The sequence below is a fragment of the Arcanobacterium wilhelmae genome, assembly GCF_029632765.1.
GTDB lineage: Bacteria > Actinomycetota > Actinomycetes > Actinomycetales > Actinomycetaceae > Arcanobacterium > Arcanobacterium wilhelmae.
Window position 1 is genome coordinate 1,720,442 of record NZ_CP121247.1, and the last position, 26,019, is coordinate 1,746,460.

Here is a 26,019-nt window from a genome sequence, read left to right on the forward strand (position 1 = left end):
TTCTGCAACGTCCTGCGCCTTGCCCGTTCCGACGAGCCCCAGCGAATACTGCGGTTCACATGGTCAGCTTTCAGTCCAGCTCCACATCCGCGAACAGTCCCAGATGATCTGAGATCGTAAATCGGCGGGTGTGCGCATCGTGGGCAGTCACCCCGACGCCGAGGACATAGTCGAGCTGCTCCGAGGGCTCCGAGGCAGGGAAAGTCAGGCCCTCTGCCAGAAGTTTGAATTGTGGGAGTGACTCCCCCATCCACCATGGGCGCTCATCCTTTACAAGCTCCGCCGCCTTTGCAAGTAGGTGCGTGCTGATTTCATTCACGATGGAGGGCCCGGTATTCAAATCTCCAGTCAGAATCATTGCGGGAAGATTCTCACCGAGATCGGAAACACGAGCTCCACCCTCGAATGCGGGGCCGTTACTCCCCTTCACACGCGCAACGCGCGCGAATCCTGCGAGCGCAACGGCCAGCTGAACGCGAAGCGTAATCGTCGATGCCTCAAGATGGGTATTTCCGAAGATCAGCGGCTTACCCGAATCGGCCGTTTCGATATAGGTCACCCGGCGCGGTTGCTCCGGCTTGAAACGCAGGCCTGCCACATATCCCTTCTGACCGGTGCGCAACGCCCACTGCACCTTGGGCAGCTCGAGATCATGGACCCGAGTAATCGGCTTACGGGAGAGAATCGCGATGCCCGTTCCGAACGTGGTGCGGGAGAAGTGGTGGTACATCCCCAGTTCGTCGGCGAGGATCTTCGCCTGGTCGGCGAAGTTGGATCGCATGTGGAGCCGATCCGCTTCCTGAAGCGAAAGTAGGTCGAGGTTTTCCTCTGCGAGTTCCCCTGCGAGGGTAACGAGCGCCTTCGACGACGGTCGCCACCCGTCTGAAGTAGTTCCGTATTGCAGGTTGAAGGTACCGATGCGCATCTTAGCCCTCCGATCCAGAAACCGAGCCATCCTCCGCAACGAAGGTCAGGCACGCAGAGTTCATGCAGTAGCGCAAGCCGGTTGGCGTTTGGGGTGCGTCGGGAAAAACATGGCCGAGGTGCGAGCCGCAGTTTGCGCAACGAACCTCAGTGCGTGGACGCCCAGGAAGCGATGTATCCTCCACGTATTCGACAGCGTCTTTCTCATCAGGGTCGAAGAACGATGGCCATCCACAGAACGAATCGAACTTGGTTTCTGAGGTGAAGAGTTCTGCCCCGCAAGCCTTACACAGGTACATTCCGGAACGATGTTCGTTGAGGAGTGCTCCAGTGCCGGGCATCTCAGTGCCAGCGGTCCGCAGGATGTTGTATTCGAGAGGAGTGAGCTTCGCCTTCCACTCTTCTTCGCTACGTGCACCTGGATAGTTCTTCTCAGTCATGATCTGCTCCTTGCCCCGCGGAATCGCCCGCGGCATCGTCAGATTGTATCGCGGCGGGATTGCCCTTCGCCGCGATCTTGGCCTCATCGACCTTGCGGTTGCGTTCCTCGTAGGCTTCTTCACCTGGACCTGCATAGGTTTCGGCTCGTTGTTCGTTCTCAGGCGAACCAGAGAACAATGAAGCCTCGTGCCCGGGTTTCACGTTCGCGGTTGTGGTGACCGGCGAGGTGAGCGGGGTTTCTTTACTCTCACCCGCAACCGGTTCGTCCATCCGCTCCGCGATCGGGGTGCGCTTGAACTTCCCTGACGAGGCGAACTCCCGAGCCGCCTTCGCGATCGACTTTCCTCGGCTCACGCCCTTCCCCGACGACGATCCCGCCTTGTGCTCCTCTGCGCCACTCGTTTCCGACTCGGATTTCGCTTGCTCAGCCTTCTGGGCAATCGCTTCCATTTCTGTTGCCGTGAGCACACGGGTGGATTCGGAATCCTGCTGAACAAGTTCCGAAGTGGATGAAAAGTGGGGAACGGCCGGCTGCGGACGGACCGACTCAGCGTTTTTGAGCCGTTGCTCTTGCGCGATCCGTGCCTCAACCAGTGCCGTTGTTGCCTTGCCCGAATCTTCGATCGAAATATTCTCGTGCCAGTAATCGCGGCGGTGAGGAATCGCTTGGCGCGCTTCCTTCTGGATCCACAGCACGATTTGTTCACGCAGGTAGTTCTTCAAATCCACGAGAGTTGACGAATCCTTGGCGGAAATCACCGCACGCACAGTGAGGGTGCCGCCGCTGGCATCGTTGACCTGGAATACGCCCAGGCGCCCATCCCACAGATCCGACCCTGCAAGGAGACGCTCCACTTCGAGCCGCATCGCACGCACGGGAACCGCCCAATCCACTTGCCACGTGACATCGCCGTACATTTCCGGAGCGCGCCTCGTCCAGTTCTGGAAGGGCTGGGAGGTGAGACGTTGCGAGGGGACGATAATGCGGCGCCCATCCCAGATTGCCAGCACCACATAGGTGAGCGTGATTTCCTCGACTGTGGTGTAGTTGCCGTCAAAATCGACGATATCTCCAACACGGATCGAATCAGAGAATGCGAGCTGAAGGCCGGCGAACACATTACTGAGGGTGCCTTGGGCCGCAATACCAACAACCACCGACATCACTCCTGCAGAGGCGAGCAACGAGGCGCCTGCCGCCCGAGCGCCCGGGAAGGTGAGTAGCACTGCTGCGAAACCAATCAACCAAATCGCGACGATAATCACCCTGTGAAGGATTTGGGTTTGGGTTTCGATCCTGGCGGCTTTCGAGCTCGAAAGCTCACTCACTCGCGCGTAGATCGATGTGACAATCCCCTTGGCCACCGATGCAACGAGATAGGTGACCGCGATGATCGTCAAAATCAAGAACATTTGGCTCGAATAGGCAAACCACCACGGCTCGACGTCTGGCGAAACATTGGACGCTGCGAAGTTGAAGCCCACCCACGCGCCAACCACGATCAGCAGCAGATCGATCGGACGGGCCACCGCGTGCACAACCGGCTTCAAGTGCTTCTGGCGCGCAAAAACCGCAGTGAGGATGCCGATCGTCACCAACCCGATGACCAGTCCAGCCAGGGCGCCAACACCCACTCCGATCACAAGTTGAACGACGTCGAAACTGGCTTCGACAACGTCGTGCGCTTTTTCTTCCAGCGACGACGGCGAAGGCGCAGGTGACGGCGACGGCGACTGGGCCACGAACCGCGCTAGAACTTCTTGAGCAAACTGTTGGGTGATCATGCCTCCAGCCTACCGAAGCGAGTATGACAGTTTTTGGAGTTCATTCGCATTTCATTCACCACACACCCGACAAAACGCTGCAAAACAGCCATTTTCAGGATGTGACACACGACACGCCATTTCAATTTTGCAAACCTTGCAGAGTTCAGGCTAAGCTTAAACCCGTTCCACCGAGGATTCGGAACAAGCGAACGGCCAACTCGGTTGGTGGTTCAAGCCCCTATCGTCTAGCGGCCTAGGACCCCGCCCTTTCACGGCGGTAGCACCGGTTCGAATCCGGTTGGGGGTACGGCTTCTCCAGAAGCTTGCGAAAGCAAAATCTGGCCCTGTAGCGCAGTTGGTTAGCGCGCCGCCCTGTCACGGCGGAGGTCGCGGGTTCAAGTCCCGTCAGGGTCGCAGAAGAATCGCCCGGTTTCCGGGCTATTTTTCTCACTGGCTCTGTAGCTCAGTTGGTAGAGCGTTCGACTGAAAATCGAAAGGTCACCGGATCGACGCCGGTCGGAGCCACAAATACCCCGCTTCGGCGGGGTTTTTTTGTCCCCGCTCCAGCGCCGCAACAACGGCTCGCCTCACATACCCGCGACCGGCATCGGTGCCCTGTCCTCTATAATGTCTGGCGGACGCATGCTACACACGGCCCGCTTGAAGGCTCGCGAGAGGAGCACCAATGAACGCCCCAGAACTCACACGCCTCCTTGAAGGAAACGCACGTTTCGCCGCCAACACCCCAGATCAACCGCCGGAAAATCTGCTTCCTCAGCTTGTGGCCGGCCAGCATCCGTTCGCAGCGGTGTTTGCGTGCGCAGATTCACGCGTGGCTCCTGAGATCATTTTCAACCAGCCCCTCGGGGCAATTTTCACTGTCCGCACAGCCGGGCACGTGATCGACGATGCAGTGATCGCCTCGCTCGAGTATGCGGTCGACACCCTGGGAGTTGGCCTGGTGGCGGTCGTCGCGCACGAGAACTGCGGCGCCGTAAAAGCGGCACTTGCCGCCCCGGCGTCGGGAATGTTGGCGCAGGCGATTGCGCCCGTCGTCACTGACGCGAACCGCACCGGCGCTGACGTCGAGCGGGCCCACGCCCGCGAAACCGCACGCCTACTCGCAACTCGCCTGAACGCGCCAGTTCGCGCGCTGCGCTACTCTCTTTCCACTGGAAAAACCGAGGTTCTCTAGGAGCCCCAGCCCAGCCCGCCCGGGTGAAACCCCTGGCACGGGCCGGGAGCACTTCGCGTGAGTATCGCACAAGACCGCCGCGCCGCGAAACCCCTGGCGCTGGCCGGGAGTACAGCACAAACCTCAAGCACCAGCCAGAGCGAACATTCCCAACTAACGTGCGACCCAACCACACATGCACGGTAACTTCAGCACGGGTGCACGCCTAGGTACGAGCACCCAGATCGAGCCGTGAACGCCAACGTAGACTGGCACTATGAACGTGATGTGGGATATGGGCGGAACGCTCATCGATACGTACTCACCGGTCAACACGATGCTGGCAGGCAAGGTCGCCGACGCCGGTGGGCAGATTACTCCCGAACGCGTCGCCACGCTGACGCGGCGCTCGATCTCTTCCGCAATCCAGACCCTCGCCCAGCGTTTCGACCTATCCGAAGGCGAGCTACACGCCTCCTATGACGCATTAAAAGCCTCGTGGGAGAGGGAGCCGGCGCCCCTCATCGCGGGAGCTCGCGAGGCACTCGAGGCGATCGTCGCTGGCGGCGGGGCGAACATGATCGTCACGCATCGCGACCGCCCGTCCGCCACCACACTGCTCGAGCAACACGAGCTGGCGCACCTCATTTCCGATATGGTCTGCGCGCCCGACGGCTTCCCCCGCAAACCCGACCCTGCAATGTTCCGTGAGATGCTCTCGCGCACCGGACTCGCGCCCGAGAAAGCGATCGCCGTTGGCGACCGCGAAATCGACATTACCGCCGCCCGCTCCGCTGGCCTGCGCGCAGCTCTCCTCGCTCCCGCCGGCCGCCGCGTTCGTACCGACGCCGACTGGACGATCCGCTCGCTCGCGGAAGTACCCATGCTCAGCTGAGCCACCGACGTCAACCCACGACCCACCGACGTCGGGCCACTAGTTACGTGCAGAACTCTGTCAGTTCGTCCAGGCGTTGCGCATGCAGCAACGCCTCGCCCGATTGATTGAGTTACGCACAAGCTACGGTTGCGCACCAGAAGCGCCCCACCGACGTCGACCCACGGCCCACCGACGTCGGGCGTGGCAAAGCCGGCGGAAGCGAACGCAACCGCCGGCTTTGATGCGAATAACTTACTTCAGCGCAGCAACGGCGGAATCGTAATCCGGCTCCTCGGTGAGCTCAGCAACCTGCTCGGTGTAGACGACCTTGCCCGCTTCGTCGAGAACGACGACCGCGCGCGAAAGCAGACCAGCGAACGCGCCTCCCTCGAGAGTCACACCGTAATCCTCGCCGAATGTGGAACGGAAAGCCGACGCCGGAAGCACATCCTCCAGCCCCTCAGCCACACAGAAACGCGATGCTGCGAACGGCAGATCCATTGATACGCACAGCACCACAGTGTTATCCAGCGAGGAAGCAAGCTGGTTAAAGCGGCGGACCGACGCCGCACACGTGGACGTATCCAGCGACGGGAAAATATTGAGAACAACACGCTGACCCGCAAAATCCGCAAGCGTCAGATCAGCCAAATCCTGGCCAACCAGCGTGAAATCAGGGGCCGATGAGCCGACCTCGGGAAGAGAACCAACGGTAGTCGCGGCATTGCCGCCAATGGTAATCTGTGTCATAGGTCCTATGGTAGGAGTGCGCCAACCAAGGTGTGAGCCGTGAACGCCAAGAGCGTATTTTCACATCGCTCGCGCAGAAAAAGAGCGTGTCTTATACCATAGGGAGATAGCAGTGGCGCGGAGTGCGCGCGACATTAAGGAGCCTAACGTGACAACCCAAAATAACCCCACGCCCGGTTCGTCCATCGGCGAGCTGGTTGCGAAAATCACCGCACAGTTCTCCGCGCTCGTGCGCGACGAACTCAAGTACGCCACCGTCCAGCTCCAGGCGAAAGTGACCAAACTCGGTGTCGGCGGCGCGATCCTCGCCGTCGTCGGCGTGCTCGCCTTCTACCTGCTCACGCTCCTGTTCGGCGCCGCAGTGGCAGGCTTCGCTACCATCATGCCGGTGTGGGCATCTTTCCTCACCGTGGCAGGCATTTTGCTCCTGATCATGATTATTCTGGCGCTGGTCGCGCTGGCAAAAATTAAGTCGTCGAAGCAAAACGTTGTCGACCCGAAGGCGGGCCTGACAAAAGACGTCGACGCAGTAAAGAAGGGATTTACCAAGTGACTGAAGCAGCGAACAAGGTGCAAGCAGCCGCCGATGCGGCTCGCAAATCCGCCAAGGATTACGAAGTCCACAACGACGCACCGGATAACCGAACGCCCGAGCAGATCGAAAAGGATATGCAGCGCGTGCGCGAGGAAATGACCGCCACCGTGAACGAACTCGCAGCGAAGCTCGATCCGAAGCGTCTCGGCGAAGATGCGAAGGCCGCCGCTTTCGCGAAGGTCGATGAGGCCAAGGCAAAGGCCACCGGGCTCGTGGACGACGCCAAGAACGGCGACCGCAAGGCCATCGCCATCCTCGCTGCCGCCGGCACCGTGGTGCTCGGCCTGGTTGCCCGAGCAATCTTCAAGAAGTAACGCACCGAACGCTACTCATTTCGAGACAGTTCGGCCCTGGCGAACATCCCACGTAGAGTTCACGCGCGGAAACGAGTAAACTGGGGCCGGAAATTGATGTGAAACATTTGGGGTGTGATGCCCCTTCGAGAGTTGAGGGAGGTCGAGCCTATGGGGCGCGGCCGTCAGAGAGCCAAGCAGCGTAAAGTGGCACGCGATCTAAAGTACTTCAGCCCAGAAACCGATTACCAGGCACTCGAGCGCGAACTTACTTCCCACAATGAGAAGGACGAAAGCGCCGACGATTGGGACGAGTACGATCCGGATCGCTACGAGGTTCCCCCAGCAACTGATGACTGGGATGACGACGACTGGAAGTAATTTCCGATCGTGCTGACGTGAGTGGAGGGCGAGGCCTGTTGGCCTCGCCCTCCACTACATTCACATCCGAGAGCCCACATATGCGGTTGAGCATTCAGCCAAGCACGCTCGCGACGCGCCCTAGCTTGCTTCACGTACATGTGGTTGGGCCGGCTAGAACCGGACCAACCACTCAAATTCCGAGCTGTGCCGGGCCGAATAACGGCATGTACGGGCTCAAATCCGCACGATTCCCCGAATGCGAGATCGCGAACTCGTCCACCTCGCGCCCCAGAACCAGATCAAGCCACGTCTGACCGGCCATCTCCACCACATTCGGCGGCGTACCACGGCGATGATTCACACCCTCAATTGCCTGCACAGCGCCAATCCACGGTACGCGGATCTCCACCGCATGCCCCGGATGACGCTCCGCAAACTCCTCGAGAGCAAACCGCACCGCCGTCGCCAGCGTCTGCTTCGACACCTCTCCCCCGCGCACGTACACACGCAAAGCCTCCAGTCCTTCCTCGGAAGAAATCCGGCGCTTCATTACATAACGCCCTGGGCGAGCATCGCGTCCGCAACCTTGATAAACCCGGCAACGTTCGCACCCACCTGGTAATCGCCCGGTGCACCAACCGCATCCGCGGCCTCCAGCGACGCCGAATGAATATCACGCATGATCTGATCGAGCTTGCCCTCGACCTCCTCAAACGACCACTTCGCGAAGCCCGCATTCTGTGCCATCTCCAGCGCCGACGTCGCCACGCCGCCCGCGTTCGCCGCCTTACCCGGCGCATACAACACGCCAGCAGCCTTCGCGGCGTCGATTGCTTCGTTCGTCAACGGCATGTTTGCACCCTCAGCCACGAGCTTCACACCACCCTGGATCAGCGTAGCCATATCAGCCTCGTCGAGCTCGTTCTGGGTAGCGCACGGAAGCGCGACGTCGACGTCGGCCGCTCCCCACGGACGTGCACCCTCGAGATACTGGGCCGAGCCGCCAAGGCGCTGCGCATAATCCAACACGCGCCCGCGCTCGACCTCCTTGACCTGCTTGAGAAGCTCGACGTCGATGCCGGCCGGATCGTAAACAGCACCCGCCGAATCCGACACCGTCACCACGGTGGCGCCCAGCGCCTGCGCCTTCTGCGCCGCATAAATCGCCACGTTCCCCGAACCCGAAATCGCAACCTTCTTGCCGTCCAACGAATCACCCTTCGCTGCGAGCATCTCGCGCGCAAACATCACCAGGCCATAACCCGTGGCCTCCGTACGCGCCAGCGAGCCGCCCCAATCCAGGCCCTTGCCCGTAAGCACGCCCGCCTCGAAACGATTCACAATCCGCTTGTACTGGCCATACAGGTAGCCGATCTCGCGGCCGCCCACACCAATATCGCCCGCGGGAACATCCGTCAGCGCGCCGATGTGGCGATGCAGCTCCGTCATAAACGCCTGGCAAAAACGCATCACCTCGGCATCCGACTTCCCATGCGGATCGAAATCCGAGCCGCCCTTGCCTCCGCCAATCATCTGGCCCGTGAGCGCGTTCTTGAAAATCTGCTCGAAGCCCAGGAACTTCACCACCGACAGGTTCACCGAGGGATGGAAACGCAGGCCGCCCTTGTACGGGCCGAGCGCCGAATTGAACTCGATACGGTAGCCGCGGTTCACCTGGACCTGGCCGGCGTCGTCCACCCAGGCAACACGGAACATGATTTGGCGCTCCGGCTCCACCATACGCTCAAGGAGCGCGCCATCCGCGTACTCCGGGCGCTTGGCCAGCAGGCCGCCAAGCGAATCCACAACCTCGCCCACGGCCTGAACGAACTCCGGCTGCGAGCCGTTGCGGCGCTCGATACCTGCAATGATTTCTTCGCGAATAATCACGCTGTCTCCTTCACTCTTGGGGTGCTGGGTTCAGCCTAAAACATCGCGCCGGCGCGCGCCTGAGCTTCCACATCGTGGAAGCGAAAACCGACCATACATTGCCTACCTAAAATTTTGGTTCGAAAAATGGCGCCTCGAGCCGATATACGGCTCGAGGCGCCAAAAAAGCGACGTAAATTTTAGGAGCCCCAAGTATGCGGCGTTCTGGCCGCCGGCCGCGGGCCAGCACTCACCCGAGGGCAGACGCGATCATCGAGGCCACCAGATCCGCCATTTCCTCGGCGCTGAGCTCCACGAGCGCACGATCCGCCTCAGCCGACAGTGCGCCATCCCCACGCGCCGCCTCCTGGCGAGCCCGCAACCACTTCTCGCCCACGCCGCGCACAAACGACACCATCCCCACAGCCCACACGCGTGAACGAGCATCACCCAGCACGCCGTCGCCCGCCAACACCTCAGGAACAGCCGCCGAAATCGTCAACAGAAGAGGCTCGTTACTCTCACCAACGAGAGCCGCAACCGCTCCGTGTTCCACCGGCGCCGACGTCATAAAAATATAGACCTCCGGATCGTCAGCAAGCATCGTGAAATACGACAACAAGGAACGGCGCACCAGCTCCGCAAGCGACACACCATTGCGGTAATCCTCCTCCAAGGTGGCCTTCCACTCCTCGACACAGCGCATTGCAACCGCGCGCTGCAAGCCGAACTTATCCCCGAAATAGCGGTAAATAATCGACTTCGACGTGCCAAGTTCCTCCGCCATCTGGTCCATTGAAACCGTGGCGCCGTTCTGACGAATCACTTCCATCGCCTGGGCGATCAGGGTCTCGTAGCGTTCCTCGCGGTGCTTTACCCAGCGTACACTTCGGCGATCAATGCGCTCTTGTGCCGTATGCGCGGCTTCGGACATGACGAAAAACTCCTTGTGAAAGCGAAAAGACCAATTAATTCTACCGCCCGTTTCACCTATTCCCCCCTCCGCCCTGAGCAGGAGGCTACGTGTTGGTATCGCCAGTCAGGTAGAATGAATGAATTGCTGGCAAAACCAAACGTCGGCAAAATACGCCTACCTCACGAAAGGACCCCCATGGCTTCCAAATGGCTGAAAGCCGTCGCGATTGCACTCCCAGCAGCTCTGCTGTTCGGCGCTTGCGATGCCAACGTCACCATGCGATTCAACGAGGATCGCACCGCCTCGGCCATCATGGAAATGACCGACACCGACGGTTCACTAACGAAGCTCGCTGCCGGCAACGTCAACTGCGATATGTTCAAGCAGCAGCTCGAGAACCTCCCCACCGGCCGCGATGCGAAGTTCGACGTCGAAGATCTCACTAACGGCGGGAACCTCCACTGCAAGCTCACTGCCACCTCGAAGATCGATCCGAAAGTGGGCAAAGCTCAAGGATTTACAGAGACCGACACCACCTACGTTTACGAAACCCCCAAAGACAAGATGCCCTCGGGTAACGAGCTCGACCAGATCGAGAACCTCCCGTTCCCGATGAACCTCTCCCTCACGGTTGAGACTCCAGGCGAAATTGTCTCCGCTTCGGAAGGCGCGGAAATCAACGGAAACCGCGCCACCTTCACAGATCTCAAGACGATCGCGAAGGGCATCCGCGTCGAAGGTAAGAAGACAGCCTCAGCTAGCTCGAAGATCGGCCTGTGGATCGGCATCGCCGTTGCAGTGCTCGTGATCCTTGGCATCGTGGCGTGGCTGGTGCTCGCCGCGAAGAAGAACAAGAACAAGGCCGCCGGTAACTACGTTGGCCCAGACGGTGCGGCTGCGCCCGCCGCGGCGCCATTCGCTCCAGGCGCGCCGCTCCAGGGCGCGACGCCGGCTGGTCCGGCCGCACCCGCACAGGGCACCGCTCCGGGCGCGCCGGTTGTTCCGCAGGCACAGCCCACCGACCCAACGGGCGTGGCTCCAGCTCCGGCAACCCCAGCGACCCCGACGGCGACGCCGTCAACCCCGGTTCCGGGCGAGGGCGCGGACATGCCGGGCGCTGCCGAGGCTCTGGCCGAGGCTCCGGCAGAGGCTCCGGCAGAGGCTCCGGCCGATGCCGAAGCTTCCCAGCCGGATGTTGCTTCAGCTCAGGCTCCGGAGGCTGCTCAGGCTGAGAATCCGGGTACTGTGATGGATCAAGGCCACAACGACAATCCTTTCCTGCGCTGATTGATACGCGAAACGGTGTGGGGGCTGCGGAAAATTCCGCAGCCCCCACACCTTTGATGTCACTTCCCGAGATGCCCGCGGATCACCATTTTGGTCATCGACAGGTTGAAGCCCACGAACTTTGCCAGCTGCAACGGCAAGCAATGGCGTGCACGCAATGTGCCCTTAGTGGGCAAGGGCGCTTTCGAAATGTCCACAACAGGCTGCGGATTCTTCACCTCAGACATGTCAACTCGTTCCTTTCCGTCTCTGACATTAATTATTCAGGGATGAGTTGCCATCCCGGCAACGCCTTCGCCTTATAGATGAACAGGTAGTGGAGCATGAGCTTCACCCAGTGCCCGTAGAGGCCAATCTGCCCGGTGGTCTGCTTCATGTCGCGCCCGGTCTCGTATGTTTCGTAATCCTTGACTACCGGGTACATGGTCATTGCAGCAGCAGTACCCTTGCGCAGGCCCGTGCCAGCCGACGCGACACATGCGGCACCCATGTGCGCCATCGAGCTCTTCTGAGCAGCCGCCTTCGGATCCTTGATCCGGTTCGCGATCGTCACAGCCACAGCCTTGCCGATCATGCCCGACGGCATTCCCGTACGCGGCGGAGCCGGCGCAATCACCGTGCCATTCGGCGACTTCCCCGGCTTCGAAATCTGGTGCGGGGGTGCGAACGCAATACCAGCAGCGAACATATTCGGATAGCCCGGCACCTCGTAAGTCTCCGGCCAATCCTCGGCACGCCACTCCTCAAACGGCTTCGGCGAATAATCCGCATCCACCTTCATAAAACCGCTCGGCGCAAAAATCTCCGACGTAATATCGTTCCCCTCACGATCGTACGCGTTGAACGGCTGACCTGAGAACGGCGGGATCAGCATCGAGAAATCGAACTCGAGCTCATGCTTTTCACCATCGATCGTCTCGTAGAAGATCTTCCCCTCCTCCACGCGCTGCACGGCGGCAGCCACGATCGGCTCAACCCCACGCTCGCGGAACAGGGAAGACGTCCACAGCTCCGACGTCGTCTCGAAGCCGTTCTGCTTGAACGTCATGCCACCGACGCCGAAATCGCCGAGCTGGTGCTCGTTCGTGAGGTAGATGATCCGGGCCATATCGCGAAGGCCGGCCTCGCGGATCTCGTGCTCCACGTTGAACAGATATTCGAACGCGGCGCCCTGGCAGGTGCAGGTGCCGTGGCCGGTGCCGATCACGATCGTCTGCTTCTTCCCGGCACGCATCGCGTCCATCGCCTCGGCAAGGCGCTTCGCCGCCTCCACCGCATGGTCGGCGGTACAGACGGACACGGTAAAACCGTCCGGGCCGAGCCCCTCCGTGGCCGCGAAGTTCAGGCGCGGGCCGGTGGCGTTCACGAGATAGTCGAACGGGATTCGCGCAAGCTCGCCACGATTCGCAGAGCTCGTGCGCTCCACCTCGACGAAACCACGATCGCTCGCCGAATCCCCCTGCGGGTGAATCGCGAACGCCTTCGCCTGAACGTAGTTGATTTTCTTGCGCTTGTAGATCGGCGCAAGCGGGAACACCACCTTCTTATGCGGCATCTTACCCACACCAACCCAGATATTGGACGGGATCCAGTTGTAATGAGAATTCGGGGTGACGACGGTGACGTTGTGCTCCTGGCCCACCAAACGCCGCAGATGGAGAGCTGCGGTGTGGCCGGCGACGCCAGCGCCGAGGACGACGATGTCTGCCATATTCTAACCTTTGACTCGACCAGCATCCTTGCTGGTAGTTGTAGCTTTTAGGGTGACGTGTGGAGCTTGGGCTCCCCGTTCCTTCCAGCAGGAATTGTGCAATCCGGGACCCGGAAGGCGCGGTACGAAAGTCCTATCTGCTCTTGTGGCACCCATCATACCCCCATGGGTATAAAAGGCAAATCAGCTGGGTGAGGATACCCACTTCCGGAACACGACCACACAACGTGCACAAAAAACGGGCGGGCACAAAAAACTGGGCGCGCACAAAAAACTGGGCGCGCACAAAAAACTGGGCGGGCAGAAAAAACTGGGGGCTGCGACGAATCGCAGCCCCCAGCCTGTTAAGCGCTAGCTCACTTCATCTTGGTGCCGGTCGAGCCGAGGCGCTCGCAAGCCTCAACAACGCGAGCAGCCATGCCGGCTTCAGCTTCCTTGCCCCAAGCGCGCGGATCGTACTTCTTCTTGTTGCCAACCTCGCCGTCAATCTTGAGCACGCCGTCGTAGTTCTTCAGCATCCAGTCCACAACCGGGCGGGTGAACGCGTACTGCGTATCGGTATCCACGTTCATCTTGATGACGCCGTTGCGCACTGCGGTGGCGATTTCCTCAGCGGTGGAGCCGGAGCCGCCGTGCATCACGAGATCGAACGGCATCTCCTTGCCGACCTTGGCGCCAACCTCGGCCTGGATCTCGCCGAGGAGCTCCGGGCGGAGCTTCACGTGGCCCGGCTTGTAGGCGCCGTGCACGTTACCGAAGGTCAGAGCGGTGATGTAGCGGCCGTTCTCGCCCATGCCGAGAGCATCGATGGTCTTGAGGGCATCCTCAGCGGTGGTGTACAGCTTCTCGTTGATCTCGCCAACAACGCCGTCCTCTTCGCCGCCAACAGCGCCGATCTCGATCTCGAGGATGGTGTTCGCAGCCTTCGCCATAGCGAGGAGCTCCTTAGCGATCTCGAGGTTCTCCTCGAGCGGAACAGCCGAGCCGTCCCACATGTGCGACTGGAAGAACGGAAGGCGGCCAGCCTTCACTTCCTCAGCCTCGAGCTCGAGGAGCGGGCGGAGCCACGAATCGATGTTCTGCTTGGCGCAGTGATCGGTGTGAAGCGCAATGTTCACATCGTAGTTCTTGGCGATTTCCTTGGCGTATGCCACCATGGCGAGCGAACCGGCAACGCGATCCTTCACCGTGGAGCCCGACCAGTACTCGGCGCCGCCAACCGACACCTGGATGATGCCGTCCGACTCAGCGTCCGCGAAGCCCTTGATGGCTGCGGAGAGGGTCTGCGAGGACGTCACGTTGATCGCCGGGTATGCGAACTTGCCCGCCTTAGCGCGGTCGATCATCTCGTTGTAAACTTCAGGGGTTGCGATAGCCACTTGAGTGAGCTCCTTTATCGACTTTGTCTGACGCCCTCTATTATTCCACGCTTTCGCACTCTTTCCCACACCTCAAAGTCCCAGACGCCTGTTTGGCTTCCCACTCCCTCACGATCCCGACGCCGGTGCCCGGCTTGGGACCGCGCGCCTAGTCGCGTGCACAACTCAATCACTTGCGCGAGGCGTTGCGCATAGAGCAACGCCTGGCTGGATTGACGGAGTTGTGCACGGGCCCCGCCCCACGCCCGAGCCCCAATCCGCCCCACGCTCGCAACGCAGGCCAGCCCTCCACCACATCCCCGGGCGTAGACTGGCCCCACAGCCTCACACCAGCGCTGGCTGCGTGCACAACTCAATCACTTGCGCGAGGTATTGCGCATAGAGCAACGCCTCACGCGATTGACAGATTAACGCACGGACCCCAATACAAAAGGAGGCCACCATGTTTTTCGAGGACGCCCAGGAAGCCGCCCACGCACTCGCTGCGTTCCTGGAGGGCAAGCGCACGATCGTCGTCTCGGGTGCGGGAACGTCCACCGACGCCGGCCTGCCGGATTATCGCGGCACGGGCACTACCCAGGAGCCGTCAATCGACTTCAACATGTTCGTTACCGACCCGGTGTGGCGAGCGTGGGTGTGGCAGCGTAATCACGAAACGTGGCGCCAGATGTTGCGCATGCAGCCAACGCCGGCGCATCATGCGATTGCAGCGTTGGAGCGCGCGGGCCTGGTGAGCGGCAACGCCACACAGAACGTGGACGGCTTAGACCGTGCAAGCGGCCAGGACAACGTGTGGGAGTTGCACGGCTCGTTCGCCACCGTGGATTGCATCGATTGCAGCACCCGTTTCCCGCGCGAGGAGTACGGCGAACTGCTGAGCGCACTGAACCCGGGTTGGCCCGAGACGGACGAGTTACCGGTGATCTTGGCTCCCGCACGCCGCGCCGACGCCGAACGTTCAACTTTCCGCGTCGCTCCCTGCCCGCGTTGCGGCGGGATCGTGAAACCGTCGGTGGTGTTTTTCGGAGAGGGGTTGCCGAGCGAGGCGATGGATGGCGCGATGAGCGCGGCGACCGCGGCCGACGCAGTTTTGGTGGTTGGCACGTCGCTCCAGGTTTCCACAGGGATGTGGGTGATGCGTCAGGCGTGGGCGCAGGGTGGCCCGGTTGCGATCGTGAATCGCGGGGCGACGGCGGGCGATCGTTTTGCGGATCTGAGGGTCGACGCCGGGGCGAGCGAGGTGCTGGAGCGTACAGTCGAGCTTCTGGGCGCGTAGCGAGAGGTGAGCACCGAGAAATGTAAAACGCCCTGGTGAGAGCGCCGCGGAAAAACGGGGATGGGCTGGAAGCTTGTGCTTCCAGCCCATCCCCGTTATTACTCAGCTCACTCAGCTGTTCTTGCGGCGGCGAGCCACCACAACAACTGACATGCCCATCAGGCCGAGCGCTGCAGCCATGACGCCCATGGACGCCGCGTTCGAGCCGGTCATCGGCAGACCCTCATGCTTCGGGGCAGGAGTCTGCGGAGCCGGAGGCATCGAGTGCTTGCCACGCTTCGGAGGAACCGGAGCCGGGTTCGGCTTGGGCTTGTCCGGCGTCGGCGGAACCGGCGGAACCGGAGGCGTCGGCGGAACCGGAGGCGTCGGCGGAACCGGAGGCGTCGGCGGAACCGGAGGCGTCGGCGGAACCGGAGGCGTCGGCGGAACCGGAGGCGTCGGCGGAACCGGAGGCGTCGGCGGAACCGGAGGCGTCGGCGGAACCGGCGGAACCGGAGGCATCGGCGGCGTCGGCGGCGTCGGATCCTCAGGCTTCGGCTTCTCCGGATCAACCGGCGGCTTCGGATCCTCAGGCTTCGGCTTCTCCGGATCAACCGGCGGAGTCGGCGGCTTCGGATCCTCAGGCTTCGGCTTCTCCGGCGTCGGCGGTACCTCAGGCTTTGCGGAGTTCAGTACCCACACGTAGCCCGCGGCGTGCTCCACGGCCGGCTTGCCAGCCAGGTCCGTGTAGTCCACGCGAACCTTGAAGATCAGCTCGTCGCCGGTCTTGGCGCCCTTCGGAGCGGTGACGGTGACGTCGCCAGTCTTCGGATCTACCACAACGGTCCATCCGGCCGGAACCTCGGACTCGAGCGAGTACTTCGCGTCGGCCGGGATCACACCATCCTTGAAGGTCGGGTGGGTGGTGTTTGTCAGAACCTTCGCCACCTCAGGCTGCACCTGGGAGCCGTCGTATTCGGGGTTGATGAACCCGAAGGCTGCACCCACGAGCACGACCTCGTTGGTCGGCGGGGTGGTCACCGTCCACTTCCCGGTGTTCGGATCCCAGGTCTGCTTACCCGGAACACCCGGGGTCTGGACCTTGGTCTGCCCCACTGGCAGGGTCGGATCGAACTTGATCTCAGTCTTGAAAGGCACGTCGGCGGTTGCCGGCTGGCCTGGGCCAACTTCGATGATCTGCTTGACCGGAGCCTTCTCGTCGGTCAGCGTCGGATCACCCTTGGTGACCGTGCCGTCCGGGTTGAAGGTCAGGTGCTGGGTGTAGGTCTGCTCACCCGGCACGCCTTCCTGCACCGTCTTGGTTTCGCCCGGCTTGAGGTTCGGGTTCACGCGAACCTCTACCTCGAACGGAACCTGCTTGGTGTAGGTCACGTCGGACTCGCCGCCCTGCTGGAGGGTGCCGACGGTGATGATCTTCTTCTGCGGCGCCTTGGTCTGCTCCCACTTGCCCGTTTCCGGGTTGTAGGTTTCGGTGCCAGGCACGCCCTCCTGGGTCACCTTAGTTTCCCCGGCCTTGAGCGTGTTGTCGTACTTGATTTCGACGTCGAACGGAACCGGTCGCGGCTCAACTGCTGCCGGCTGGGTGCCGATCACGACGACCTCGTCCACCGGAGCCTTGGTCTGCTCAGTGGTCTGGGTCGGATCGCCCACGGGCTGCGAGTTGTTGAGCTTCTGGGTCCACGTGGTGGTCTGCTCGCCGGCCACGCCGGGGGTTTCCACTGTGTACGTGCCGGCCGGGACGGTCGGATCGTACTTGTAGACAACCTTGAACGGGATCGGCTCGGTCCAGGTCTTGGTGACCTCGCCCGGGTTATCCACCGGCGGACCCACCTCGACGACGGCGTTCACCGGGTCGACGTGCTTGGTCGGGTCCACTGCCGGGTCCGACGTCGTCGTGGTGCCGTCTGGGTTGAACGTCACCTTCTGAGTGTACGTATCCGAACCAGGCTTGCCCTCGGTGACGGTCTTAATCTCGCCGGGCTTGAGCGCCGGGTTGATACGCACCGTGGTCTCGTACGGAATCGGCTTCACGTAGGCGATCTGCTGCTCGCCGGTGGCGGGCTTGGTACCGACCTTGACCACGCGGGTGGTGGGCTGCTCGGTCACGGTCCACTTACCGGTTGTCGGATCGTAGCTCTGGGAGCCGTTCTTACCGGCGGTGGTTTCCTGAGTGGTACCAGCAGGCAGGTTCGGATCGTATTCAATCTTTGTCTCGAACGGAACCGGGATCGTGGTTGGGATCGGGTCGGTCACGTTCGAGAACGAAGCATTCACCGTCGCCGTGTTGCCGTCCTTGTAGGTGACGGTAACCGGCACGTTGATCGCCTCGCCGTTCTTCACGGTGTTATCCGCCGTGGCGGTGACGACGCCGGTATCCGGGTTGATCTTCACGGTCCAGCCAGCCGGAGCCTTGTAATTAGCCGGCAGGGCGTAGCCGCCCTTGTCCTGAACGTTCTTCGCGTTTGTCACATCAGGCTGCGAGTCGACCGGAGTTCCTGGCTTCACAGTCTTGTGCTCGTAGACCGGTGCCGCAGGGTCCTGCTCGTTGAAGGAGTTCGCGAACGGTGCGTTCACTGTGGCCTTCGTGCCGTCGGCGAAGGTGACTTCAACTGGCACGTTGAGGGTGCCACCGTTCGGCACATTCTCATCCGCGGTCGCGGTAACCTCGCCGGTGCTCGGATTAAGCTTCACCGTCCAGCCATCTGGGGTGGAGTAGGTGCCGTCGCCGTTATCGGTCCAGTCCTTCGGCGTAGCAAGCGCGTACGGGTTGTCCGTTGCCACGTTCTTGCCACCGTCAGGCGCGTTGCTGGTACGCGGCTCGTTCGGTGTCACAGCGGTCACAACATACTCCGGAGGGAGGTTGGTGTAGGAGTTCGAGAACGAAGCGTAGACGGTGGCCGTGGTGCCGTCCTCGTAGGTGACGGTCATCGGCACGTTCAGCGTCGCACCGTTGGGGACGGTTGCATCCGGGGTGGCGTGAACAGTGCCGTTGGGATCGACGGTCACAGTCCAGCCTGGAACGTCCTTGAAGTCAGTGCTCTTGGCGATGGACTTCACGTTCTTGGCGGCATCAGTCTGCGGTGCGGACGTTGCCTCCTGGCCAGGCGTGGTGGCCTGGTGGGCGTACTCCGGCGGCACGTTTTCAAGCTGGTTGCTAAAGGACGCGACGACGGTGGCGACGTCACCATTGTTGTAGGTGACCTTCACCGGCACGTTGATCACCGCGCCATCCTTAACGGTCTTGTTAGGCGTTGCAGTGACTTTGCCCTTGTCGTCGATCGATACGGTCCAGCCAGCGGGAGCGGCGTAGCCGTCCAGCTCGTAGGACTTCACGTTCGCAGCCTGCTCCTCGTTCGGCTCAGAGGCTACTGCCACACCCGGGGTCGTTGCCATGTGCGGGTATGCCGGCGGCTGGTTGTTGTAGCTGTTCGAGAACGTCGCGTTCACAAATCCCTTGGTGCCATCTTCATAGGTCACCTGCACTGGAACAGCGATGGTCGCACCGTTTGGCACGGTGGCATCAGCGGTCGCGTGAACTGTGCCATCTTGGTCGACTGTGACAGTCCAGCCTGGGAAGGTGATCGGATTACCCTCAGCGTTAGTGGCCAGCGAGTAGCCGTCCGCCTTCACATTCTTAGCGTCCTGCGTGTTCGGCTTCTGAGTCGCCTCTTTACCCGGAGTTACCGCGGTGTGCGTGTACGTCGGCGGCTGGTTAGCCACAAACGAGTTGGAGAAGGACGCAAAGATCTCTGCCGTGGTGCCGTCCATGTAATGGACCGTTACAGGCACGTCGAGGATGCCACCATTGGGAACGGTCTTGTCCGGGGTAGCGTGAACAATGCCATCACGGTCAATGGAAACCTTCCAGCCATCAGGAGCGGTCCAGCCCTCGCGAATGGTAAGCCCATTGTCACCAAGGACATTCTTCATGCCCGTAGTAATCGGCTTGTTCAGCGCCTCCTTTTCAGGCGTGGTTGCCACGTGTTGGTACTCCGGGGGAACGTTCTCGTACAGCACGTAGAAGTCCGCACGAACCGTCTTACCAACGCTCTCGTGGGTTGCGGTAACGTAAACGCGCAACTTCGCACCATTCAGTGCGTCAGCCGGAGGAGTGGCTGTCACGGTGCCGGTGGCAGAATCGATTTGAACCTGCCAGACCTTGCCCTGATCATCTTTGTACTGCGCATACTGCTTACCGTCTGCGCCAACAGTCCAGTCGGTCACGTCGGCGTAGACAGGGTTGCCGTTGACATCCTTGTTGCCCGTATCCACCGAGAGCTTGAAGGTGGTCCCCTGAGGAACGCTCGCTACCTGCTGGTTTGCACTCGGGATCAGAGGCTGCGTGATCTTCGAGTTGTAATCCGGGTAGAAGTCCTTGATACCGAACAGGGCGGGCGTGATGTAGTCGAAGTCTTGGATACCATCGCCGTTTTCGTCATAGAGGGCGTGCACAGCGACCGAGATGGTATCGCCCGGGAGTGCAGTCTCTGGTGCTGTTGCGGTCACCTCGCCGGTCGTTGGGTCAATGGTGACGGTCCAAACGTTGCCACGAAGGTCAGTCACAGTACCAGTGGTAATGGGCTTATCCAGAGTGCCACCGGGGAGCGAATACTTGATTACAGTCGCGCGACCGTCACCAGGAACGGCAGGGTCGGCGAATTGCACTAACTGATCCTGCTTAACGTTCGGATAGTCCACCTCGGTGCCGTAGTTCGGGATCACGTAGCGTGCTGCGAGGTTCGGATCCTTGTAAACGTGCAGGATGGAATACACCAGATCCTGTGTGTCGTCGGGGTAGGTCACGAGCACTGGGACTGCGGTCCACTGGCCATCGGGCGCAGTCGACGGCGTCTTGTAATCAACGGTGCCATCCGGGCCGACGGTGATAGCCCAGCCAGCGGGCGGGGTGTAGGTGTTCAGGATCTCGTACTTCGGCGCGATAGCCGGAGTGAGGTCATTCGGCGGATTCTCGCCGTTGTACGGCGTATCGCCGTCGATGTTCTGTACCTTGCCGCCGTCGACTGTGTTGGCTGGCCAATTGACTTTGTCAGTTGCGGTTGCGCCAGCACGAATCGTCTGCTCGGTGTACTTCGGCTGGTAGAGGTTCGCATACTGCGTGGAGGCGGTGAACGTCACCGAATCTAGACGCGCAGAGGAGTCCTTTGTGCCTGAAATAGAGGAATCCACAACGCCGGTGGTATTCGGGTCGCCGACCGGGAATCCATCTTTCGTGACGGTGTCGGGGTAAATTGCCAGCACTGGCACGGTGATCTTCTGATCATTAGGCACGGAGAAGTTCGGCTGGGCAGTGATAGAGCCATTGCGCTTGTTAATGGTGATAGTCCAGCCGCCGCCGGTCCAGATACCGGAACCAGGCGCCGTTTCGGCGACATTCAGCTTGGTACCGTCACTCAGAGTAATGCCATTGCGGGTATCCAAAATGAATTTGGCACCCGTAGGTAGCGGGGAGACGACGCTATCCGGTGCGCTCTGATCAAACGAAGGCACGGCGACAGCCTTGGTACCCGGTGCCACAACGAAGGAATCCTCGGGGTAGGCGAAACCGAAGTTCGGGGCCTGCCAAATTGCGGGGGTGACGGCATCCGGCGAATCGACAAATGCGCCGGTGATGAGGTTGTAATACCTGTTGTAGTTGGTGCCGTCCTTGAGGATCTCGTCACCTTCGTTGTATCGATTACTATCCACGTTTTTCTTGCGCGGGGTGAGATAGGATTTCACCTTCAACTCACCACCGTTGATGACCGCGCCTTTTTCTATCTCAATCGAGGCGCGGTAAAGAGGATCTCCCCTGCCATCAGTACCGATAGACACTTTCACGGTAATCCCGTTTTTGGATGTGGTATAGAAAAGTTCGTTGGTTACCGGATCAGTCTGTTCTTGCCCAGAGCTCCAGTTGCCCGGATCAATGATGTCTACGTCCGAGAACAACACGTTGCCCTTCGGGTCCGTTACGCTGAACTTCCAGCGTGTAAAATCAATGCCCGTATAGCTATCATGAATGTTCGCAGCGGCGGCACCCTGACTCTGGTCAGTGGTGAAATTGTTAAGGTCGAAGCTGATGGTAGAGTTGAGTGGAGTGCCATCCGTCATGAAGGCCGATGGATTGCTGGTGTACTGCTGGTTGAGCACGGCGCCACTATCGGCTTCATTCGGATACGGCAACCACTGCGTTCCACGAGCAAACGAGGCGGTGAATTGCCCATTCGTTGCGTAAAAAGCGGAGCAGCTGTGTCTGTAATCTTGTAGGCCACAACCCCAGGATTGATTGTCTTATCAGAGTTCAAAAGCCGCTCGCCGACACTCCATGTGCCATTCTTAATGGTGCCGCTTGTTCCACCCGATGACGCTAAAGGCAAACCCACAACGGAAGCAGTCGTTTGGATCGTTTTCGTTGTGTTATCCGGTAAATGAATGGGAACATTTTGTCCGGCGCCCAAAGGAGTGATCGTCGGAACGCCAGCACCAAAGGTCGGAATGTTGCTGAACTCTAAGCCAATACCATCTGCCATGCGGTTCGGATCGCTGATATTACTGGCATCTACCACCAGGTACCCATATTGACCGCCTCCATCGGGGTTGTTATTTACGTCCACGCGCACCCACGACAAAACCACCCCGTTGCCCATTCGAACAGAGGCCATCTGATCTTTGAGGTTAAAACTTTGACTCGTGAGATCTTGATTAATATTGCGCCCATAGTTATTACCTGTATTGGACGGCGGCTCCACGTAGGCCGCTGCCGGGCTCACGCCCGCCGCGGCCATCGTGGCCGCAATCGCACTCGCCAGCAGAATGCTTCCGCCGCGATAAATCTTCTTGTTCATGTGTGTCCTTACTGTGATTCGCCGAGGCGCCAGTGGTGGTGCACCCCGTTGCGTGTCATTTGTGTGATCACCGGCAAATCCATGCCACTCGCACTACCTTCATTCTCATGCAACATTAATGGCACTCCCAGGTAAATCGCAATCACTCATTTGTTCAGACGGCGCCCTTGCCGCCGATCATCCGGGAAACCACCACCCCCATGACCTGCAGAAACATCACCACTCCCGGTGTTTCCCCAGGTCACGAGGGTGTGAACATAATTTCAGACGTGGAAAATGTGTTGCACTCCATTTTGGCGAAAAGACGGCAAAATACCACACATCTCACGTGCTCACTCCCCCACCCTAAACACGAACGGACACACCAAAATTTCTCCACATCGTTCGCGGAAAATGTCCACATCTCGGACATGGGAACGAGAATCACAAACGATGCTGACGCATCCACTCGTACTGAACCACAGCGGCAGCCGCGGCAACATTCATCGAACGAGTCGAGCCAAACTGAGGAATGAACACCTTCAACTCCGCGAGCGCCTGCAACTCCTCGGAAAGGCCCGTCGACTCCTGGCCAAACACCAACACACACTTCTCTGGCAGAGCCGTAGCCTGGAGCGGAGTGGAACCGGCCGTATTATCCACCGCAACCACCGTGTAACCGGCGTCGCGCGCCCACTCGCCAAGAGAGGCGGCGTCGGGATGGTTGTGGACGTCCATGTAACGGTCCGTCACCAACGCGCCCCTACGATTCCAACGCTTCTTCCCCACAATATGCACGCCCGCCACGTTAAACGCATTACCCGTGCGCACAATCGAGCCGATGTTCAGATCATGCGCCAAATTCTCGATCGCGATATGGAGCGCGGAACGCGAAAGATCCAGATCCGCCTTAATCGCCTCCACGCTCCAATAGCGGTACTTATCGATCACGTTGCGACGGTCACCATTCGCCAGAAGCTCCGGATCAAAACGCGGATCGTTCGGGAGCGGGCCCTCCCACGGGCCCACCCCCACCAACACCTCTTTATTGAAATCAAAACGCAACGGCTCGACATCCGTGCCGCCCGACGCCTCTGAGGCTTCGGCGGCTGGGGTGGGCGCTTCGTTCGGGTTCGGCGTCGTATTCATCAGGGCTCCTTCAGACAAAAACAGCGAAATAACTCTCACGTGGCTCGGGCACCGGCGTCGGCGCGGGGTAGACGCGGCCCGGGCACCGGCGTCGGCGCGGCTAGGCGCCGTACACGTCCTTCTCAATCGCAACATAGAGCGGGATCGGGGCGTCAATATCCTCATCAGCGCCACCGAAACTCCCCACGTAACCCGGCCAGCCCAGAATCGCGATCGCCAACGTATTCGCATTCGCGTTATACAAGCGCCAGGCCAGGCGCGTCAAAAAATCGTTCGGAGTGGCGCCCGTATCGTCGATGACGACGTCGGCGCCGTCGAGACGCTCCTCGCCGATAATCGGCAACTCCGGGGAAGCAGGATCCGGAACATGCCCCAGCGCCACGTGATAACCCAAGCCACGGGCCGCCGCCGCAGCCTGCACCTGCATCGCAAGCAAACCCGAGCCTTCACCAACCGCCACAACCACCTGCGCCTCCTCAGGGCCGGCGCCATTCTCCTCCAGGAGATCCAACAGGACATGGCCCGCGAGCGGGCCCAGCTCAGAATCGAAAACAATACGTGGGACGATCTCGTCCGCCGAAGTGAGCGGCTCCATCGCCGCGCTCAAGCGAGCCTTCAACGGATCATTCGTTGAGAGAGACATTTGTGGTCCTTTCTTGGGAGGCTAGTGGCGGGCGATCAGCGGGCGCGGGTTCGACGCAACACACCCACGAAAGCCGCACGAACACGAAACGCAAGCACCGGCGTCGGGCACAATTGATGGCCCACGGAAGTAACTCTACCCGCGTTCGTGTGACAAACCGGTGACACAGCGGGAATGATGTGCCAAAAAAATGGCACACCATTCCCAAAAAGTCACCGTTTCGTCTGAGCAGGGCAAAAAACTAAGATTCGCGAAATGGACCGCCGCCGCCAAAAAGAGCCATTACGCCTGCTCAATGTCTCGGGCCCAACTCTGTACCAGGCTCAAAGCGGACTCTAGAGTCAGAACCACACCTGCCGAGTCCGCAGCATCCACAAAGCTCGAACTCCAATGTGGGTAGGCAACAATATTCGGAGGCCACACACGCGGCGAGCGACCTAAGGTCTTCGCCTCCTCCGCACGCACACGAAACACAGCTTCACAAGCTAAGCGCACTTCACGATCTGAAACCTCAGCCGCTTTGCAAAGCTCACGAAGCAGAACCAGGTCCATCAAATCGCGAGCGCGATCATTCGGTTCATCTGGCGGACAATGCGGATCCGACACCGCATGCAGCTTCTGAGCCACCTGATATGCAAGCGACAAAGCCATCACCTGAACGCGCGCATCCAAACCAAAACCCTTGAGCGAAGGAAGATTCACCAACTCTGGCACCTCACCAGCCCCTGCCTCGTCTGAACCGATCTCAATCTGAACACGGCGCCATCTCACACCCCGCAACTTCAAGACCATGTCAAATCGGCGAGGGTTTACTAGCCTCGACGGCACCTCGATTTCCTCAACGTCCGTTCTTTCAACATCAAACGGTGGCCAACCATGTGCAATCACTCCATCAAGACGAGCGAAAAAATCTGCAAAATCGCCACGAACCAAACCATCAAAATCTCGCGTCGTCCGCCCCGATCCACCCAAGCGGTACTGCAATGCGGTGCCACCTTTAACGAGGAAAATTGGCACACCGGCGTCGTCGACAACTTCCCCCAAAATCGTTGCAACTATCGACGATGCAACAAGCCAACCGAGCCTCGGACCAGCCATCCCAAAACGACGGCTCGCCTGAGCAATCCACGTCTCCAAAACTCTCGCAGACGCAGGTACTTTACCTTTCGGCGCAAGTCCACTCACCTGTTCAATCAACTGCCGCTCAGACATTTGCATCCCGCTCCTCGCACTGGCGCCGCAGATCACGCGAAACTACAGGCGAAATCAGCCGCGCCTTCACTGCCTTGCGTAACGACTCCTTCACCAAATAGGTAGGGAAACCCGAGACAATAACTTGTTTCAGCGCGACCTGAGGACGGACCACACGAATCCCCTCGTGCCACGTCATATCCGCCTGGAGGAGGTCTTCAAAATGCACACGAACCATGCGGCCACCCGCACGCCGAAGACGGGTTTTAGTAGGAAGAACTACATCAACCACATCTGGCAACGCATCTGTTACGCCCCACAGGTTCAATGCGCTCACATGGCTGACAGCCGATTCGGCATGGCCTGTCCACAGCAGAGCCCGCTGATAGTCACCGAACTCGTGTTCCGGCGTGCCCGGAATCAGATAAACGCCACGCTCCACGCGCTCAATACGGCCACGAGCAACCATCTTCGACAAATCAGCGTCTGTAACCCCCAGTTCATGCGCTTGAGCAGTTGCAACGTAACCGTGCTGATCCAGCGCAATCTCGCGAAGTTCGTCAATCTTTCCCATGTCAAAACCTTACTAT

At 60.1% G+C, this 26,019-nt stretch carries 23 protein-coding genes and 3 tRNA genes; 10 read left to right on the forward strand and 16 right to left on the reverse strand.

Annotated elements, in window-relative coordinates; all coding sequences use genetic code 11:
* Positions 1-70 precede the first annotated feature (70 nt).
* From P8A24_RS07675 to P8A24_RS07685, 3 genes are read right to left on the reverse strand one after another with little or no spacing between them, the layout of a single operon-like run.
* Positions 71-955, reverse strand: a complete 885-nt coding sequence (locus P8A24_RS07675) for an endonuclease/exonuclease/phosphatase family protein (RefSeq protein ID WP_278058029.1) — start codon at positions 953-955, stop codon at positions 71-73.
* The gene (gene msrB / locus P8A24_RS07680) at positions 927-1,364 is read right to left on the reverse strand and encodes a peptide-methionine (R)-S-oxide reductase MsrB (RefSeq protein WP_278058032.1); all 438 of its coding nucleotides are present in this window, start codon (positions 1,362-1,364) and stop codon (positions 927-929) included. The genes P8A24_RS07675 and msrB overlap by 29 nt, the downstream gene beginning before the upstream one ends.
* The gene (locus P8A24_RS07685; protein ID WP_278058034.1) at positions 1,357-3,150 is read right to left on the reverse strand and encodes a mechanosensitive ion channel domain-containing protein; all 1,794 of its coding nucleotides are present in this window, start codon (positions 3,148-3,150) and stop codon (positions 1,357-1,359) included. The genes msrB and P8A24_RS07685 overlap by 8 nt, the downstream gene beginning before the upstream one ends.
* A 216-nt stretch (positions 3,151-3,366) precedes the next feature.
* Between P8A24_RS07685 and P8A24_RS07690 the strand changes: the two genes are divergently transcribed.
* The 5 genes from P8A24_RS07690 to P8A24_RS07710 all read left to right on the forward strand — a co-directional run bounded on the left by P8A24_RS07690 (position 3,367) and on the right by P8A24_RS07710 (position 5,201).
* Positions 3,367-3,439 (forward strand) — tRNA-Glu (locus P8A24_RS07690).
* Between the two features lie 33 nt (positions 3,440-3,472).
* Positions 3,473-3,546 (forward strand) — tRNA-Asp (locus P8A24_RS07695).
* Between the two features lie 38 nt (positions 3,547-3,584).
* A tRNA-Phe gene (locus tag P8A24_RS07700) sits at positions 3,585-3,657 on the forward strand.
* 160 nt (positions 3,658-3,817) lie between these two features.
* Complete coding sequence (locus P8A24_RS07705; RefSeq protein ID WP_278058036.1) at positions 3,818-4,327, forward strand: carbonic anhydrase; 510 nt, start codon at positions 3,818-3,820, stop codon at positions 4,325-4,327.
* A gap of 256 nt (positions 4,328-4,583) precedes the next feature.
* Positions 4,584-5,201, forward strand: a complete 618-nt coding sequence (locus tag P8A24_RS07710; RefSeq protein ID WP_278058038.1) for an HAD-IA family hydrolase — start codon at positions 4,584-4,586, stop codon at positions 5,199-5,201.
* Positions 5,202-5,435: 234 nt separating this feature from the next.
* On the opposite strand, the gene tpx is transcribed toward P8A24_RS07710, so the two are convergent.
* On the reverse strand, positions 5,436-5,933 hold the full coding sequence (gene tpx / locus P8A24_RS07715; RefSeq protein WP_278058040.1) for a thiol peroxidase: 498 nt from the start codon (positions 5,931-5,933) through the stop codon (positions 5,436-5,438).
* A 148-nt stretch (positions 5,934-6,081) separates the two neighbouring features.
* Between tpx and P8A24_RS07720 the strand changes: the two genes are divergently transcribed.
* The 3 genes from P8A24_RS07720 (at position 6,082) to P8A24_RS07730 (ending at position 7,202) form a co-directional block, all read left to right on the forward strand.
* Complete coding sequence (locus P8A24_RS07720) at positions 6,082-6,486, forward strand: phage holin family protein (RefSeq protein ID WP_278058043.1); 405 nt, start codon at positions 6,082-6,084, stop codon at positions 6,484-6,486.
* Positions 6,483-6,842: a DUF3618 domain-containing protein gene (locus P8A24_RS07725; RefSeq protein WP_278058045.1), complete on the forward strand. Its 360-nt coding sequence runs from the start codon at positions 6,483-6,485 to the stop codon at positions 6,840-6,842. Before P8A24_RS07720 ends, P8A24_RS07725 begins: the two co-directional genes overlap by 4 nt.
* Before the next feature lie 150 nt (positions 6,843-6,992).
* Positions 6,993-7,202, forward strand: coding sequence for a DUF3073 domain-containing protein (locus P8A24_RS07730; RefSeq protein ID WP_278060241.1), 210 nt, complete (start codon positions 6,993-6,995; stop codon positions 7,200-7,202).
* Positions 7,203-7,374: 172 nt separating this feature from the next.
* Here the strand turns inward: P8A24_RS07730 and P8A24_RS07735 are convergent, their stop codons facing one another.
* From P8A24_RS07735 to P8A24_RS07745, 3 genes are all read right to left on the reverse strand, one after another.
* Positions 7,375-7,734 carry a sterol carrier family protein gene (locus P8A24_RS07735; RefSeq protein ID WP_278058047.1) on the reverse strand — a complete coding sequence of 120 codons (360 nt, stop codon included), beginning with the start codon at positions 7,732-7,734 and terminating at the stop codon, positions 7,375-7,377.
* A complete protein-coding gene (gdhA, locus tag P8A24_RS07740; protein ID WP_278058049.1) occupies positions 7,734-9,074 on the reverse strand; it encodes an NADP-specific glutamate dehydrogenase in 1,341 nt (446 codons plus the stop codon). The genes P8A24_RS07735 and gdhA overlap by 1 nt, the downstream gene beginning before the upstream one ends.
* A 229-nt stretch (positions 9,075-9,303) precedes the next feature.
* The gene (locus P8A24_RS07745; protein WP_278058051.1) at positions 9,304-9,987 is read right to left on the reverse strand and encodes a TetR/AcrR family transcriptional regulator; all 684 of its coding nucleotides are present in this window, start codon (positions 9,985-9,987) and stop codon (positions 9,304-9,306) included.
* A 177-nt stretch (positions 9,988-10,164) separates the two neighbouring features.
* Here P8A24_RS07745 and P8A24_RS07750 point away from each other — a divergent pair, with 177 nt between their 5' ends.
* On the forward strand, positions 10,165-11,256 hold the full coding sequence (locus P8A24_RS07750; protein ID WP_278058053.1) for a hypothetical protein: 1,092 nt from the start codon (positions 10,165-10,167) through the stop codon (positions 11,254-11,256).
* 59 nt (positions 11,257-11,315) lie between these two features.
* Here P8A24_RS07750 and P8A24_RS07755 read toward each other — a convergent pair whose 3' ends face one another.
* The 3 genes from P8A24_RS07755 to fbaA all read right to left on the reverse strand — a co-directional run bounded on the left by P8A24_RS07755 (position 11,316) and on the right by fbaA (position 14,364).
* Positions 11,316-11,483 (reverse strand): hypothetical protein, encoded by a 168-nt coding sequence (locus P8A24_RS07755; protein ID WP_278058055.1) that lies wholly within the window; start codon positions 11,481-11,483, stop codon positions 11,316-11,318.
* 32 nt (positions 11,484-11,515) lie between these two features.
* A complete protein-coding gene (locus P8A24_RS07760; RefSeq protein ID WP_278058057.1) occupies positions 11,516-12,967 on the reverse strand; it encodes an NAD(P)/FAD-dependent oxidoreductase in 1,452 nt (483 codons plus the stop codon).
* A gap of 356 nt (positions 12,968-13,323) precedes the next feature.
* Entirely contained in the window at positions 13,324-14,364 is a 1,041-nt protein-coding gene (gene fbaA / locus P8A24_RS07765) for a class II fructose-bisphosphate aldolase (protein WP_278060242.1), read from the reverse strand.
* 424 nt (positions 14,365-14,788) lie between these two features.
* Here fbaA and P8A24_RS07770 point away from each other — a divergent pair, with 424 nt between their 5' ends.
* Positions 14,789-15,622: a Sir2 family NAD-dependent protein deacetylase gene (locus tag P8A24_RS07770; RefSeq protein WP_278058059.1), complete on the forward strand. Its 834-nt coding sequence runs from the start codon at positions 14,789-14,791 to the stop codon at positions 15,620-15,622.
* A 111-nt stretch (positions 15,623-15,733) separates the two neighbouring features.
* On the opposite strand, the gene P8A24_RS07775 is transcribed toward P8A24_RS07770, so the two are convergent.
* The 6 genes from P8A24_RS07775 to P8A24_RS07800 form a co-directional block, all read right to left on the reverse strand.
* Positions 15,734-21,772 carry a YPDG domain-containing protein gene (locus P8A24_RS07775; RefSeq protein WP_278058061.1) on the reverse strand — a complete coding sequence of 2,013 codons (6,039 nt, stop codon included), beginning with the start codon at positions 21,770-21,772 and terminating at the stop codon, positions 15,734-15,736.
* Positions 21,730-22,467, reverse strand: coding sequence for a hypothetical protein (locus tag P8A24_RS07780; protein WP_278058063.1), 738 nt, complete (start codon positions 22,465-22,467; stop codon positions 21,730-21,732). The genes P8A24_RS07775 and P8A24_RS07780 overlap by 43 nt, the downstream gene beginning before the upstream one ends.
* A gap of 423 nt (positions 22,468-22,890) precedes the next feature.
* On the reverse strand, positions 22,891-23,595 hold the full coding sequence (locus P8A24_RS07785) for a TrmH family RNA methyltransferase (protein ID WP_278058065.1): 705 nt from the start codon (positions 23,593-23,595) through the stop codon (positions 22,891-22,893).
* Positions 23,596-23,695: 100 nt separating this feature from the next.
* On the reverse strand, positions 23,696-24,238 hold the full coding sequence (locus P8A24_RS07790) for a hypothetical protein (protein WP_278058067.1): 543 nt from the start codon (positions 24,236-24,238) through the stop codon (positions 23,696-23,698).
* 282 nt (positions 24,239-24,520) lie between these two features.
* Complete coding sequence (locus P8A24_RS07795; RefSeq protein WP_278058069.1) at positions 24,521-25,450, reverse strand: nucleotidyl transferase AbiEii/AbiGii toxin family protein; 930 nt, start codon at positions 25,448-25,450, stop codon at positions 24,521-24,523.
* Positions 25,443-26,003, reverse strand: coding sequence for a type IV toxin-antitoxin system AbiEi family antitoxin domain-containing protein (locus P8A24_RS07800; protein WP_278058072.1), 561 nt, complete (start codon positions 26,001-26,003; stop codon positions 25,443-25,445). The genes P8A24_RS07795 and P8A24_RS07800 overlap by 8 nt, the downstream gene beginning before the upstream one ends.
* Positions 26,004-26,019: the final 16 nt, after the last annotated feature.

Bases quoted from the DNA above. Each gene is read 5' to 3' on its own strand.
- P8A24_RS07675 (WP_278058029.1), bottom strand. From the start codon at position 955: ATGGCTCGGTTTCTGGATCGGAGGGCTAAGATGCGCATCGGTACCTTC.
- msrB (WP_278058032.1), bottom strand. From the start codon at position 1,364: ATGACTGAGAAGAACTATCCAGGTGCACGTAGCGAAGAAGAGTGGAAG.
- P8A24_RS07685 (WP_278058034.1), bottom strand. From the start codon at position 3,150: ATGATCACCCAACAGTTTGCTCAAGAAGTTCTAGCGCGGTTCGTGGCC.
- P8A24_RS07705 (WP_278058036.1), top strand. From the start codon at position 3,818: ATGAACGCCCCAGAACTCACACGCCTCCTTGAAGGAAACGCACGTTTC.
- P8A24_RS07710 (WP_278058038.1), top strand. From the start codon at position 4,584: ATGAACGTGATGTGGGATATGGGCGGAACGCTCATCGATACGTACTCA.
- tpx (WP_278058040.1), bottom strand. From the start codon at position 5,933: ATGACACAGATTACCATTGGCGGCAATGCCGCGACTACCGTTGGTTCT.
- P8A24_RS07730 (WP_278060241.1), top strand. From the start codon at position 6,993: ATGGGGCGCGGCCGTCAGAGAGCCAAGCAGCGTAAAGTGGCACGCGAT.
- P8A24_RS07735 (WP_278058047.1), bottom strand. From the start codon at position 7,734: ATGAAGCGCCGGATTTCTTCCGAGGAAGGACTGGAGGCTTTGCGTGTG.
- P8A24_RS07745 (WP_278058051.1), bottom strand. From the start codon at position 9,987: ATGTCCGAAGCCGCGCATACGGCACAAGAGCGCATTGATCGCCGAAGT.
- P8A24_RS07750 (WP_278058053.1), top strand. From the start codon at position 10,165: ATGGCTTCCAAATGGCTGAAAGCCGTCGCGATTGCACTCCCAGCAGCT.
- P8A24_RS07755 (WP_278058055.1), bottom strand. From the start codon at position 11,483: ATGTCTGAGGTGAAGAATCCGCAGCCTGTTGTGGACATTTCGAAAGCG.
- P8A24_RS07760 (WP_278058057.1), bottom strand. From the start codon at position 12,967: ATGGCAGACATCGTCGTCCTCGGCGCTGGCGTCGCCGGCCACACCGCA.
- P8A24_RS07770 (WP_278058059.1), top strand. From the start codon at position 14,789: ATGTTTTTCGAGGACGCCCAGGAAGCCGCCCACGCACTCGCTGCGTTC.
- P8A24_RS07780 (WP_278058063.1), bottom strand. From the start codon at position 22,467: ATGAACAAGAAGATTTATCGCGGCGGAAGCATTCTGCTGGCGAGTGCG.
- P8A24_RS07785 (WP_278058065.1), bottom strand. From the start codon at position 23,595: ATGAATACGACGCCGAACCCGAACGAAGCGCCCACCCCAGCCGCCGAA.
- P8A24_RS07790 (WP_278058067.1), bottom strand. From the start codon at position 24,238: ATGTCTCTCTCAACGAATGATCCGTTGAAGGCTCGCTTGAGCGCGGCG.
- P8A24_RS07795 (WP_278058069.1), bottom strand. From the start codon at position 25,450: ATGTCTGAGCGGCAGTTGATTGAACAGGTGAGTGGACTTGCGCCGAAA.
- P8A24_RS07800 (WP_278058072.1), bottom strand. From the start codon at position 26,003: ATGGGAAAGATTGACGAACTTCGCGAGATTGCGCTGGATCAGCACGGT.